Raw genomic sequence first — 596 nt, 5'->3', positions numbered from 1 at the left:
AATCGGCACCGATCTCGGCGAGCATGGCCTCGAACTCGATCGTCCAGCCATATTCCTCGGCGTAGAGCTGGGCCTGCCGCTGCACGACCCAGCCGACGTCGCCGACGCGATGCGGCCGCAGCGTCACCTCGCTGTTCTCACAGGCGGGATCGCCCAGCAATTCCCCAGCCTTGCGCAAGGCGCTGCCCAGCTCCTGCAACCTGTGGTCAGGCACGCTTTCGATCAGCCGCGCCGTGTCCCGATCCGCCGCAGCCTGGAGCCCTGAAAGGGCTGCCTCGCCTCTTGCCGTGAGCGACAGAATCCGCCGGCGCTTGTCGGCCGGATCGGTCCGGGTCTCGGTCAAGCCCTCGCTGGCGAATTTGCGCAGAATTCGTGTCAGATAAGCGGCATCGACGCGCAGTTGCCTGGCGATGTCGGAGGCAGTCGGGCCCATCTCCAGATGAAAAGCCTTGGCAAGAAAACCTCGCTCGCCTGCAGTTTCACAAGCCGCCGGACGATCAAGGTGGCCGAGTTCGAAAAGCACGCGCGCCTCGGTCAAAGTGAATGCGCTTTGCGTCAGCGTCTCGTCGAGAAGGCCAACGGTGCGCGTGTAGAAG

The 596-nt window shown here is 64.3% G+C and carries 1 protein-coding gene; it reads right to left on the bottom strand.

Annotated features, from left to right (window positions below; genetic code table 11):
- Positions 1-596, bottom strand: a 596-nt coding sequence (locus tag EN935_RS39335; protein ID WP_127374420.1) for a MarR family transcriptional regulator, incomplete at both ends; no start/stop codon positions are given.

Origin of the sequence: Mesorhizobium sp. M7D.F.Ca.US.004.03.1.1, assembly GCF_003998635.1 — a bacterium.
In the GTDB taxonomy this organism is placed as follows: Bacteria; Pseudomonadota; Alphaproteobacteria; order Rhizobiales; family Rhizobiaceae; genus Mesorhizobium; species Mesorhizobium loti.
The sequence above is the reverse complement of the archived record's forward strand: the minus strand, read 5'-3'. Positions and strand labels throughout refer to the sequence as shown.